The sequence below is a fragment of the Vibrio sp. OPT18 genome (genome assembly GCF_015163615.1).
Taxonomy (GTDB): Bacteria; Pseudomonadota; Gammaproteobacteria; order Enterobacterales; family Vibrionaceae; genus Vibrio; species Vibrio coralliirubri.
Genome location: NZ_JADDYK010000075.1, coordinates 98765 through 110222, shown reverse-complemented (window position 1 = coordinate 110222; position 11458 = coordinate 98765). Strand labels below are relative to the sequence as shown.

General features: G+C 44.7%; 11 protein-coding genes. 4 read left to right on the top strand and 7 right to left on the bottom strand.

The window, feature by feature from the left end:
* Nucleotides 1-40: 40 nt before the first annotated feature.
* Nucleotides 41-970: a pyridoxal-phosphate dependent enzyme gene (locus IQQ51_RS19965; RefSeq protein ID WP_193841913.1), complete on the top strand. Its 930-nt coding sequence runs from the start codon at nt 41-43 to the stop codon at nt 968-970.
* Nucleotides 971-1186: 216 nt separating this feature from the next.
* Complete coding sequence (locus IQQ51_RS19960) at nt 1187-1924, top strand: dienelactone hydrolase family protein (protein WP_193841912.1); 738 nt, start codon at nt 1187-1189, stop codon at nt 1922-1924.
* A gap of 76 nt (nt 1925-2000) precedes the next feature.
* On the opposite strand, the gene IQQ51_RS19955 is transcribed toward IQQ51_RS19960, so the two are convergent.
* The 6 genes from IQQ51_RS19955 to IQQ51_RS19930 form a co-directional block, all read right to left on the bottom strand.
* Nucleotides 2001-3254: a D-amino acid dehydrogenase gene (locus tag IQQ51_RS19955; RefSeq protein ID WP_193841911.1), complete on the bottom strand. Its 1254-nt coding sequence runs from the start codon at nt 3252-3254 to the stop codon at nt 2001-2003.
* A 225-nt stretch (nt 3255-3479) separates the two neighbouring features.
* Complete coding sequence (locus IQQ51_RS19950; RefSeq protein WP_065675504.1) at nt 3480-4406, bottom strand: LysR family transcriptional regulator; 927 nt, start codon at nt 4404-4406, stop codon at nt 3480-3482.
* Between the two features lie 260 nt (nt 4407-4666).
* On the bottom strand, nt 4667-5452 hold the full coding sequence (locus tag IQQ51_RS19945; protein WP_193841910.1) for an HAD-IIB family hydrolase: 786 nt from the start codon (nt 5450-5452) through the stop codon (nt 4667-4669).
* Between the two features lie 35 nt (nt 5453-5487).
* On the bottom strand, nt 5488-6771 hold the full coding sequence (locus IQQ51_RS19940; RefSeq protein WP_193841909.1) for a TRAP transporter large permease: 1284 nt from the start codon (nt 6769-6771) through the stop codon (nt 5488-5490).
* Between the two features lie 9 nt (nt 6772-6780).
* Nucleotides 6781-7245, bottom strand: a complete 465-nt coding sequence (locus tag IQQ51_RS19935; protein WP_052879053.1) for a TRAP transporter small permease — start codon at nt 7243-7245, stop codon at nt 6781-6783.
* 108 nt (nt 7246-7353) lie between these two features.
* Complete coding sequence (locus tag IQQ51_RS19930; RefSeq protein ID WP_193841908.1) at nt 7354-8367, bottom strand: C4-dicarboxylate TRAP transporter substrate-binding protein; 1014 nt, start codon at nt 8365-8367, stop codon at nt 7354-7356.
* A gap of 274 nt (nt 8368-8641) precedes the next feature.
* Here IQQ51_RS19930 and IQQ51_RS19925 point away from each other — a divergent pair, with 274 nt between their 5' ends.
* Together IQQ51_RS19925 and IQQ51_RS19920 are read left to right on the top strand one after the other, a co-directional pair.
* Nucleotides 8642-9346, top strand: coding sequence for a glycerophosphoryl diester phosphodiesterase (locus IQQ51_RS19925; RefSeq protein WP_193841907.1), 705 nt, complete (start codon nt 8642-8644; stop codon nt 9344-9346).
* A gap of 9 nt (nt 9347-9355) precedes the next feature.
* Nucleotides 9356-10108: a DeoR/GlpR family DNA-binding transcription regulator gene (locus IQQ51_RS19920; protein WP_193841906.1), complete on the top strand. Its 753-nt coding sequence runs from the start codon at nt 9356-9358 to the stop codon at nt 10106-10108.
* Nucleotides 10109-10172: 64 nt separating this feature from the next.
* Here IQQ51_RS19920 and gltS read toward each other — a convergent pair whose 3' ends face one another.
* On the bottom strand, nt 10173-11387 hold the full coding sequence (gene gltS, locus IQQ51_RS19915) for a sodium/glutamate symporter (protein ID WP_048612760.1): 1215 nt from the start codon (nt 11385-11387) through the stop codon (nt 10173-10175).
* Nucleotides 11388-11458 lie beyond the last annotated feature (71 nt).

The following is an 11458-nucleotide window of genomic DNA, read 5'->3' as shown; positions in this document are numbered from 1 at the left end:
ATAAATGCCGGCTCTTGAGTCAGTATTTTGTCTAAGTGCGATGAAACTAAATAATAGCCCTGTAACTCAACATCAATACAACGACCACACCTTTTTCTTAAAGCGTGACGATCAGCTTCACTCCCACTTTTGCGGCAACAAAGCCAGAAAATTCATGAAGCTACTGGAAGACGAGCACCCAAACACCACCACTCTAATAAGCTATGGTTCGGCTCAAGCTAACTCCTTGCTCTCACTCGCCGCACTTGCAAAAATCAAAGGTTGGACGCTTGAGTTTTACGTCGACCACCTGCCTCAATGGCTACAAGAACGCCCACTCGGCAACTACCGTGGCGCTATCGATCTCGGGGCTAAGGTTATTTCAGTCAAAGAAACAGGCTCTGAGCTTCATCCACAAGAGTATATTGAGCAAGTAAGACAACCTGACTCACAATGCATTGTGTTACCAGAAGGTGGACGCTCTCAGCTTTCTGAATACGGCGTGAAGCAACTGGCGATTGAAATACTCAGCTGGACGCGTTTCGAAAACAAACACGATTTCGTGGTAGCACTCCCCGCAGGGACAGGTAGCACAGCTCTCTATCTTCATAAGCATTTAAAGCTGCACAACATCCCGGTATTAACGTGTGCTTGTGTTGGTGGCAGCGACTATTTAACGCAGCAATTTAATGAGCTAGGTGAAACCGAACATCCACAGATCTTATCGCTCGAAACCAAACACCACTTTGGAAAATTGTATCAACAGGATTATCAAACTTGGTTGGATCTACAAGAGCAAACCGACATCGAGTTTGACCTGCTTTACGACCCATTGATGTGGCAATGCTTAGAACAATGGCAAGAAGATAACCCAACTAAAACCATTATCTACATTCACCAAGGTGGTATCTTAGGTAACGAATCGATGCTGCCACGCTATCAGCGAAAATATCCAGATATGTGCCGTAGCACGACTAACGCTTCCTGGTAATTGCCCCGTCACACCGAGCTCTGGATATTCGAATTTCCGTAATCTGAGAACACCGTCATACAGCCATCACACTTGATCGTGATGGCTGTTTTAGCGTTTCACTTTCATATTTTACCTCTACTCTTACACTTCAAATTAAAGACAAAAATCTGGCGAGAATCATCGCGTTATCTATACTGTCGATTGGAACGTCATTGTCTTCTGAAGGAATAACGCATGCGAAAACTCACTACACTCGGCCTGTTTTCAATCTTACTACCCTTTTCAGCTATTTCTGGAGAAAACGTCACTTACCAAGTCGACGGGATGGACTACGAAGGTTATTGGAGTGAAGCCAGTGACCAAGCGCCTTTGGTACTGCTAATTCACGATTGGGATGGCTTAACCGATTACGAAAAGAAGCGTTCTGAGATGCTCAACGAACTCGGTTACAACGTGTTCGCTATCGACCTGTTTGGTAAAGGCATTCGCCCAACCGAAGTGAAAGATAAAAAGCAACACACAGGCGAGCTGTATAAAGACAGAGAAAAAATGCGTGCGCTACTCAGCGCGGGAGCAATGGAAGCGAAAAGGCTTGGTGGTAACTTAGATAACAACGTGATGATGGGTTATTGTTTTGGTGGCGCAGCCGTTTTAGAAGCCGCTCGTGCGGGTATCCCATCGAAAGCTTATGTCACCTTCCATGGCGGTTTATCAACACCAAAAGGACAAGACTACTCTGAGACAAAAGCTCCTGTTGTCGTGTTCCATGGCACAGCTGACGCCATGATCTCAATGGAAGACTTTGGCAACCTCGCCGCTCAGCTTGAAACAACCAAAGTTCCGCATGAAATGATCACCTACAGTGGTGCGCCGCATGCCTTTACCGTATTCGGCTCAAACAACTATCAACAAGAAGCTGACCAAAAATCATGGGATAGATTTACCCATGTGCTAGAAACCACCACCAGATAATCTTCTCCCTCAGAACCCACAACCCCATCCTAAAGCTTAAGAATGGGGTTGTTTTAATTATCACTGCATCATCTCACTACAAATAGCGGTGGATACTTAAGTCATCAGTTTTAATATCACTAGCTGAGCCACTGACCACGCTTGCCAAAATCTTTCCTGAGCCACATGCCATCGTCCAACCTAGAGTTCCATGGCCCGTATTGGTAAATAGGTTCTTGATAGGCGTCTTTCCTATGATAGGCGTACCATCTGGTGTCATTGGTCTTAACCCAGTCCAGTATTCAGCCTTAGAAAAGTCACCTGTTTGTGGGAAAAGATCTTTAATCACCATATCAATGGTAGCTTTGCGTTTTTCAGGGATAAGGTAATTAAAGCCCGCAAGCTCGGCCGTCCCTGCAATGCGAATACGATCATCAAATCGCGTCATCGCTACCTTGTAAGTTTCATCCATCACAGTCGAGGTTGGTGACTTATCTGCATTCACGATCGGCAGTGTTAGCGAATAGCCTTTCACTGGATAAACCGGGATCGACAAATCGACTTGCTTCAACAGTTCTCGAGAATAACTTCCTGAAGCAACCACGTAAGCATCCGCTTTAAACTCGCCTTGAGTCGTTGTAATGCTCTCAATGGCTTGATTCAGATGATTGAGCTTAACCACTTCAGTATCAAACACGAACTGAACGCCGAGTTGCTTGGCTTTTTCTGTCAAGGTTAAACAGAACTGATGACAATCACCAGTTTCATCGTGCGGTAAATACAGGCCGCCCACCAGCTTATCTTTCACGTCTGCTAAACCCGACTCCACTGCCAGACACTGTTCAACATCAAACAGCGAGTGTTCGATTCCACTCTCTGTTAATAGCTTCATATCCTGCTGAATAGCATCGAGTTGCTTCTCGCTTCTGAATACTTGCAAGGTGCCTTTCTGCCTACCTTCATAAGCCAGTTGTTCACTGGTTCTTAGATGAGTCAGACAATCTCGGCTATAGTTAGCGACTCGCAACATGCGCGATTTATTCTGTGCGTACTTGGCTTCATTACAGTTGGCGAGCATCTTCGTCGCCCAAGAAACTAACTCTGGGGAAAGTGACGGCTTCACTTTTAACGGGGCATGTTCTTGGGTAAGCCATTTCATTGCTTTCAATGGAATACCAGGCGCCGCCCATGGTGAAGAATAACCGTAAGAAATTTGCCCAGCATTAGCAAAACTGGTTTCTTTGCCACTGCTATCTTGACGATCAATAACCGTGACCGAGTGACCTTCTTTTGCCAAGTACCATGCGCTGGTCAATCCAATAACACCACTGCCAATTACAATAACTTCCATTCTCTTCCCCTAATGCCCGACAAAGCCAAACCTGTCGAACACAGCTGTCAGTCTAAAACTCGTTTCGTTAATGATTTGTAACTTATTCCGCACTTGTTGACTAAACAATAGAGAGAGCGTTGACAAAAAATCAATTCGACTTAAAAACGAATTCGGCAGTTTGGAAGTGTGATATTGGCGGTATTTGTAAGCTTAGGTAGGAGTCGCTAAGTAAACTGATTAAGCCTAGATATTGTAAGCGTCATGGCTCAAGAAAGTGGCGTTCTCGAGTAAGAAATCTAACAAGGTTTCCGCTTGTAGCGTGAGTGCACGGCCTTTCAAAGATTGAACCTTAACCGTCGCCTTCGATAGCATCTCCAACTCGGTCGCAACCACTTCAATCTGCCCTGACTTTATCTCATCGATCACGGTGAGCTTGGGCATAAAGGTGACGCCCAACCCTGCTGATACAAAGTTAGTCAGTGCGGTCACCGAATTGGTTTGAAGCTTTGGCTGCAGGGTAAGATGGGACATTTGTTCGGCCTGCTTTACCAGCCTCCCCATACCTGTCGAGTTATCGATCAAGGCGAGAGAAGCGTCTTGAATATCTTGCATTACCACTGGTGCTTCTTTCATCGTAAGGAAGTGCCCCTTAGGAGCAATCAATTCGAGCGGATGGCTGCGTTCTACGTGGGAGTGCAGTTTAGGGTGCGGTGCAGAGGCATAAGTTATCGCAAAGTCTATCTGCTGATCTTCCAACATCTTGACTGCATCCAATGCCCCAGCAATCTCAATAGAAAGATTAATATCAGGATAACGAGTCATGAAGGTTTGCATCGGCTTTGACACCAAGTTGGTAATAAACCCTTCACCGATGGCAATGCTGACATTACCTCCTTTGAGGTTTTTAAGCTTGGTTAGTCGAGCAAGTACAGCGGCCTCTCCACGAACAATTGAACGGTAGTAATTCAACAGTTCATTACCCGCTTCGGTTAACAGTGATTGGCGGTTGTTGCGCTCCCATACTTTCATTTCCGCTTGCGCTTCTAACTGTGTCAGCATTCTACTCATTGCCGCAGGATCAACATTCATCATCTTAGATGCCTTACGTAACGACCCGTATTTCGATAAAGCATTAAGGTATTCCAGCGCGCGGATATTAAAGTGGTGCATTCAACTTCCTTGTAATTCAACTGACACTTAATCAAGCGTCTCACAATTTTCTCATTTGCCCATCTAGGAATTGAGTTACCGGCACAACAAGTTTGCAAGTTGTGGGCTGAGTCACCAACACAAGCCCTTTAAGAGCGATAGGCACGATATAGAAAAAGTATGCATTCGCGCCAAAGAAAACAAAAACACAGCTCAATTCAACGAAGAAAAGAGCTGTGTTTAATGTTCACAATCAGCTGTTTGAAGCCGATAAACGGTCGCTATTTTAAGGCAAGCAGCTTATCGACAAACTCTGAGAAACCGTATCCGCCCGGCTTGCTCATCACCACTGATGGGTGATGCTCAAGTCGCGCCCAATAATGCTGGATATTTGCCACACCGACACTGTTAGGCAAAATTTCAAACATATATTGGTCGTTCATTGAGTCACCGACATAGCAACTACGCTCTACTATCTCTTGGTCAGATAGCCCCTTCTCTTTAAGAAAAGCGGTCGATGTTGCTTTCTTTGAGTGCTCACCATACCAAGCATTAATGTGAATAGAGCTTGCTGTGGCATGTGCGCCTAACGCGTGAATCTTAGAGACAATCTCTTCAATAATGGCATCGTCGACTTTTGGACGGTTTTGACCGATGTCGATCGCCACCTCACACAGGCGGTAAGACTGATCCAGCGTTAAACTGAGCTCTGGGTAATCGCCCAAAATAGCCAATACTTGCTCTTTCAGCTTACTCTGATTGGCACTGATTTCTGGTAAAGGAACATCAGAACGCAATGTCAGATAGCCATTTTTCTTTTCCATAATAAACGCGCCGTTCTCGCCGAGAACCGCATCAACAGGCCACAACTGAGCAATGTGATCACTCCAACCTGCACAAGCGCCCGTTACCGCAACCACTTTTTTCCCTGAATCACGAAGCTTGCTTAACGCGATCAAGGTTTCAGGCGGTAGTTGACCTTGCCACGTTAAGGTGTCATCCACATCGGTTAACACCCAATCTATTTTTTTCCAATTTTGGTTCAATTCATTCGATACCGAATTCATTTCTACACCTCTAAATAATCAATCACTAAACAGTGTTAAAGCAAATTCGGTAAAAACATCACCAAGCTTTCAGAGAAAGTCAGCAACATCAGAACCGTGAGTAGTGCTAGCAACAAAGGAGCCACTTCTTTCACGAAGTCGACCATACGAACTTTTAAAATCGAGCAAACCGTAAACATCATCGAGCCAAATGGCGGAGTCACACCACCAATCATGATATTCACAATCACGATAATGCCGAAGTGAACTGGGTTAACGCCTAGATTAAGTACAGCAGGAAGCAGCAATGGCGTGAGTATGATCATTGCCGCGCCGCCTTCGATGAACATGCCGACCACTAACAGCAATACGTTAATCGACAACAGCAAAACTAACTTGTTGTCGGTAAGCTCAATCAAAGCAGAAGCAACATTGTGAGGGATCTGCTCTAGCGTCATGTAGTAACCGAAGACCATGGCACCAATAATGATGAACATAACGCTACTTGTGCCCTGCACGGTTTCACGCATGATGAGCGGGATATGACGTAAACCCAGTTGACGATAAACGAAGATGCCAATAATCGCACAAAGCAATACGGCGATAGCCCCCGCTTCGGTAGGCGTAAACAAACCAAAACGCATGCCTAAAATAATGCCGAACGGGATCAGCAGTGCCGGAATCGCTTTTAGGAAGTAATGAAAACGCTCTTTGGCAGACGCAGGCTCCGAACGAGAAGGTTTGTAACGACGTTTACGCGCGATAAACGCAATAGTGACCATCAGCGACAGCGCCATCAAAAATGCAGGGACGTAACCCGCAATAAACATTTGATGAACCGACACGTTCGCTAACAACGCAAAAATGATTAAGTTGATACCCGGTGGAATCACAGGGCTGATACTTGAAGACGCAGCTGTCACAGCGGCCGTGAATGGCAAGTCATAACCACGCTTGGTCATCTCAGGAGCAAGAATCTTCGACTGCATAGCCGCATCCGCATTTGCAGAACCAGAGATACCGCCCATCAATGTACTCAGTGCGACATTTACTTGAGCAAGACCGCCAGTTTTATGGCCAATCATTGAGTCGGCAAAGGCAAGCAAGCTTTTACTGATCCCCGCATAGTTCATCACCGAACCCACCATGATAAAGAACGGAATGGCCAACAACGGAAAGGACTCAGCAGAGCTAATAAAGCGCTGCATGACCAAGCTAACGGGAATAGAGTCATTGATAAAAAGAAAGTAAACCATCGCCGATGCGATCAGAGAAAACGCGATGGGTATGTTCAATAGAAATAGAACAAACAGAATAAGGATTGGAAGATAGCTTTCCATGAATCGTACCTACTTAGAAGAGCGCTTTAGAGAAGCGACATCGCTCGCGATGAATCGAACGGTGTGAATCGCCATCAATGAGAAACAAAGCAACAGCACGCCATTAATAACAAAATATGACACGCCCATTACTGGCGTTACCTTGTTAGATAGCATGAGATACTGATAACTCAGAACAGCCATTAAGATGTTGAGAGCCAGTAGGAAAACGGAAACACATAGCCTAAATGGGATTTTTGCTTTTTCTGGCAACATGGCAACCACCACATCGACTCCCATATGAAGCTTGTGTTTGTAACAGGAGCTAATTCCTAAGTAGACAGCCCAGATAAAGCAAATAACCGACAGCTCTTCACTCCAAGGGACAACAAAGCCAAATCCATAACGCAAGACGACGTTAACGATAACAACCAAAACGGTGATCGAAATAGCGATAGAAGCGAGGATTTCTTCAATATTTTTCAATAAAAACAAAAGACTTCTCCAACGAAATACCTAATACAACGTGGGTATTTCAGGAATAAAACGGCCTAAAGATGTTTAGGCCGTAATCATTAACTAATTAATTTTACGTGTGCAGGACTACTGTGCCGCTCGAATCGTTTCCAACTCTTGCATGATCGTTGCGTGTATACCTTCGCTCCATGTTGGAAATTGGTTGTATACGTCCGCAGTCAGTTGGTTAAACTCATCAGAATTCACTTCATTGAAGGTAACGCCTAGCTCTTCAAGTTTCTGAGTGTATTCAACATCCAGTTTAACTAGCTCAGCAGTGTTAGATTCAGCGCCCGCTTCTAACTCTTCATTGATGATCTGCTGTTGCTCTGGCGTAAATTTGTCCCAAAGCGTTGGTGAAATGTAGATGCCCACAGTACCTAGGAAGTGCTTAGTCAAAGACATGTTCTTTGCTACTTCATAGATTTTAGTTGAGTACATGGTCAGGATAGAACCTTCAAGACCATCAACAACACCTTGTTGAACGCCTGCATAGGTTTCAGGGAATGGTAGAGAAGCTGGAGCTGCGCCCATTGCTGAAAGCGTGCTAATGAATAGCTGACTTTGTGGAACACGAATACGCATGCCTTTCATGTCTTCAGAGTTCACGATCTCTTTATTAGTGATCATGTGACGGAAGCCAAACATGTAGTCAGCATTCAGTACTTTGATGCCTTTCTCTTCAGCTTTAGCCTTTAGGCCTGCGACAAATTCAGTGTCCATCATCGCTAAGTATTCATCGTAAGTGTTGTACAACATTGGGCCAGCAAGGGCTGCGAAATCAGGTACGTAATCACCTAGGTAAGTCAAATCCTCTACAGCGATCCAGTTTGCGCCGTTAACCACTTGTTCCAAGTTATCTTTATAAACCGGTAATTGACCGCCAGGGAAAACTTTAATGTTGACCGAGCCTTCGGTTCTTTCTCTAATTTTGTCGGTCGCTTTGATAAGTTCTTGTGTTAACAACTCATTTTGAGTGAATACAAGGCTCATGTTGATATTAATCGGCTCATCTTTAGCTTCAGAACTAGCCTTGTCAGCTTCACCACAACCAACAAGCAGCGTTGCCGCCATAATTACTGTACCTAATAGCTTTTTCATTTCTAATCACCTTTTCTTGGCTATCGTTTTCTAAAATATAGAGGGTGTTATTAAGTTTTCGTAGAGTATGCAAGTGAATTATTACATTCATATGAACATTATTCTTAGCGACTTGAACATTGTGAGTATAAGGTCTCACTATTTTATAAACTCTATACAACACCTTTAAGCTAGCTCTCATTTAAAGTAAGCCGATATGGCGGGTAGATAATAAATCTGTAATAAAGTAGAGATACTGTTTCCTGAATTTTCAAATGAACATCGAGATTGAATTATGATCACAGGCCACCGCGGTGCCGCTTCTTTAGCACCAGAAAATACGTTAGTGAGTATTGAACAAGCCGCGAAAGCTGGTGCTAAATGGATTGAAATTGATACCCAGTTAAGCGCTGATGGCACCCCAATGGTTTTTCATGATAAGACGGTAAATCGTTGTACCAACGGGACGGGCAATATTGCAGACTTAGATTTAACCGCACTCAAGGTGCTAGATGCTGGCAGTTGGTTTGGTAGCGAGTTCGCGGGGACAACTATTCCTACGTTGAGTGAAGCGCTCGACAAGTGCCTAGAGCTCGATGTGACTTTGAACCTTGAAATCAAAATTTACGACGATAAGGCTATCCAACCTTTAGTTGAGAAAGTCGCGGCACTGATTGAACAAAAGCAGTTCCCTACTGAAAAGCTACTCATCTCAAGCTTCAAAAAGGAGGCACTAAGCCTTTGCCAACAGATGATGCCAGAAGTTAAACGTGGCTTTATCTGCGAAGTGTGGAATGATTACAGCTTGGAATCACTCAAATCACTCGACCTTTACAGCATTCATATCGACCACCGAGTTCTTGATGAGAAAACGGCGAAGGCGATCAAAGCTTCAGGCGCGGTTCTGAAAATATGGACTTTGAACGATCCACAATTGGCGGCTAAATATTTTAACCTTGGCGTCGATAACATCATCACCGACGTACCAAACCAATTTTAGTGAACTTCTATGGAACTGAACCATCGTCAGAAAGAAATACTCGCAACGCTTAAGGCTAACCAAGATATACAGATCGACCACTTAGCCGAGTTGTTTTCTGTCACCACTCAAACCATTCGTCGCGATGTAAACCACCTGTGTGAGCAAGGGCTAGCGCGAAGAGTGCACGGAGGCGTGAGCTTACCCACAACGCTCACCAACACGAGCTACAGATTCCGTGCTGGTGTGGAGTCAGAGACAAAAGACAGTATTGCGATGGCGGTTGCCGACGCGATACCTGAAGGTTCAACCGTCATGATGGGAATTGGTACGACCGTTACTCGCATCGCTCAGTATTTGTTGGCAAAGCCCGCATTGCGAGTGATCACCAATAATCTACAAGTGGCCCGTATCTTAGAAGCAAACGAGCAAATTGAAGTGTATTTGGCTGGCGGTTTGTTCAGACGAGAACACCAAGATATGGTGGGCAGTAGCGTGGTCCACTTCTTTTCCGATTTTGAAGCTGACATTGGTATTTGTGGGTGTGGCTCAGTAACAGACAGTCATTTCGCTATGGAACATGAGCAAGTTGAGGCTGACCTATCCAAGTCAATCATAAAGAACAGCCGCGAAAGCTGGCTTGTCGCGGATGCCAGTAAATGGGGACGATTTGCCGCTCTAAAGGTAGCGTCACTGAATGACTTTGACCGCATATACACCAATAGCAGCCAATTACCTTCGGAGCTAAACATACACTTAGTAGAAGAGAATGCTCATAGTTGAATACAACAAAGCCTAGCATCACCGCTAGGCTTTTTGTGCTTAAGACTATTGCTCTTAATTAGCGCTACATACCAACAAAGAAACTGATCACAAGCGCATTAATCAAGTCGACAAAGAAACCACATACTAATGGCACCACAATGAATGCTTGTGGGCTTGCGCCATAGCGATGAGTTACTGCGGTCATGTTCACAATTGCTGTTGCGGTCGAGCCTAGAGTGATACCACCGAAGCCTGAGCATATCACCACAGAGTCGTAGTTTCTTCCCATCAAGTAATAAACGACAAACACAGTAAACAGCAGCGAAAGTAAGATCTGGATACTCATGACCACAGAGATATAGCCAAACAACCCATCAAGATCCCAGATGCGAAGTCCCATCAATGCCATGGTTAAGAACATGCCTAAGCAGATATCAGAGATCATCGCTAAGCCTTTTCGGCCTTGAGCGATTTTCTCTTGCGTGCGACGCTTCTTAAACAATGCGCGACCGACGTTTCCGATTAGGATACCTGCGATTAAACAGCTAACGAATAACGGCAGTTTTAGGCCCATCGAGTCGATAACTTCACTCAAGCTGTAACCAAGCATTAGTGTTAAGTTAAGAATCAACCACGCCCACAGAACGCCGTAGTGGCTTAGCTCCGTTTTTGTTTCACTCTCTTGGAATGCACCAACCGTAACCTCTTCTTCATTAGAAGGGCTCACTTTGTGTTTATTGAGTAGGTAGTTGGCAATCGGACCACCAATCACACACGCTGCAATTAAACCAACCGTGTTTGAAGCGACACCAAGTTCGAGCGCGTTAGCAATACCAAACTCTTCCACAAACATTGGCGCCCACGCTAACGTTGTGCCTACGCCGCCTATCAAGCTAACAGAACCGGATAGTAAGCCTGCTTTCGCATCCATTCCAAAACCAGAAGCGACTGCCATTCCGACTACGTTTTGCAACACGATAAAAATGGCAGCAAGACACAGTAGGATGAACAACGGTCGCCCGCCTTTAATCAGTGTTTTAATATCCGCTTGGAGCCCGATGCCAGCAAAAAAGTAGAGAAGCAAAAAGTCTCTGACATCTAGGCTAAAAGTGATTTGGATTTCAAAAATATAGTAAAGCGCCGCTACGGTCGCTGCGCAGACAAAGCCACCAATCACAGGCTCTGGCAGTGAATACTTTCTTAATACTTCAGATCGCTCAATCAAACCTTTACCGATAAACAGTAACGAAATCGCGATCGTAAAAGAGAGCATTGGAGAAACTAGGGTTTCTGTCATGAGGTTATGGATTCCTAATAGTTAGATTATTCATAATATTGCGTACTATTAATAATCTAGGTTCATGCCAA

What these genes read in the sequence shown, in the direction of transcription:
- IQQ51_RS19955 (WP_193841911.1), bottom strand. Translation starts at nt 3,254, where the DNA reads ATGGAAGTTATTGTAATTGGCAGTGGTGTTATTGGATTGACCAGCGCA.
- IQQ51_RS19930 (WP_193841908.1), bottom strand. Translation starts at nt 8,367, where the DNA reads ATGAAAAAGCTATTAGGTACAGTAATTATGGCGGCAACGCTGCTTGTT.
- IQQ51_RS19965 (WP_193841913.1), top strand. Translation starts at nt 41, where the DNA reads ATGAAACTAAATAATAGCCCTGTAACTCAACATCAATACAACGACCAC.
- IQQ51_RS19945 (WP_193841910.1), bottom strand. Translation starts at nt 5,452, where the DNA reads ATGAATTCGGTATCGAATGAATTGAACCAAAATTGGAAAAAAATAGAT.
- IQQ51_RS19925 (WP_193841907.1), top strand. Translation starts at nt 8,642, where the DNA reads ATGATCACAGGCCACCGCGGTGCCGCTTCTTTAGCACCAGAAAATACG.
- gltS (WP_048612760.1), bottom strand. Translation starts at nt 11,387, where the DNA reads ATGACAGAAACCCTAGTTTCTCCAATGCTCTCTTTTACGATCGCGATT.
- IQQ51_RS19950 (WP_065675504.1), bottom strand. Translation starts at nt 4,406, where the DNA reads ATGCACCACTTTAATATCCGCGCGCTGGAATACCTTAATGCTTTATCG.
- IQQ51_RS19940 (WP_193841909.1), bottom strand. Translation starts at nt 6,771, where the DNA reads ATGGAAAGCTATCTTCCAATCCTTATTCTGTTTGTTCTATTTCTATTG.
- IQQ51_RS19960 (WP_193841912.1), top strand. Translation starts at nt 1,187, where the DNA reads ATGCGAAAACTCACTACACTCGGCCTGTTTTCAATCTTACTACCCTTT.
- IQQ51_RS19920 (WP_193841906.1), top strand. Translation starts at nt 9,356, where the DNA reads ATGGAACTGAACCATCGTCAGAAAGAAATACTCGCAACGCTTAAGGCT.